This window comes from Arthrobacter sp. 18067, assembly GCF_902706295.1.
GTDB lineage: Bacteria > Actinomycetota > Actinomycetes > Actinomycetales > Micrococcaceae > Arthrobacter.
The window spans coordinates 1-400 of sequence record NZ_CACSJJ010000109.1 but is presented as its reverse complement, the minus strand read 5'-3'; the positions used below and the strand labels follow the sequence as shown (position 1 = coordinate 400).

At 68.8% G+C, this 400-nt stretch carries 1 protein-coding gene; it reads left to right on the top strand.

The annotated features are described in order from the left end of the window. Nucleotides 1–400, top strand: a 400-nt coding sequence (locus GVL04_RS24315) for a PrpF domain-containing protein (protein WP_200846973.1), incomplete at both ends; no start/stop codon positions are given.

The following is a 400-nucleotide window of genomic DNA, read 5'->3' as shown; positions in this document are numbered from 1 at the left end:
GACCAGCAAGGTGGCGATCATCGACCGCTCGAGCCGGGCGGACGCCGACGTGGACTACCTGTTCGCCCAGGTCCGGGTGGAGCAGCAGGTGGTGGATACCTCGCCCAACTGCGGCAACATGCTGGCGGCCGTGGGCCCGTATGCTATCGAGCGTGGGCTGGTGCAGGCGCAGGATCCGCAGACCGAGGTGCGCATCCACAACGTCAACACCGGCAAGCTGATCATCGCCACGGTGGAAACGCCGGGCGGCAATGTGGCCTACCGCGGTGATACGCGCATTGCCGGCGCGCCGGGCTCAGCCGCGCCGGTCAGGCTCTCCTTCCTTGATGCGGCAGGCGCCCGCACCGGCAAGCTGCTGCCCAGCGGGCATGCGCAGGAAACCATCAATGGCGTGCCGGCC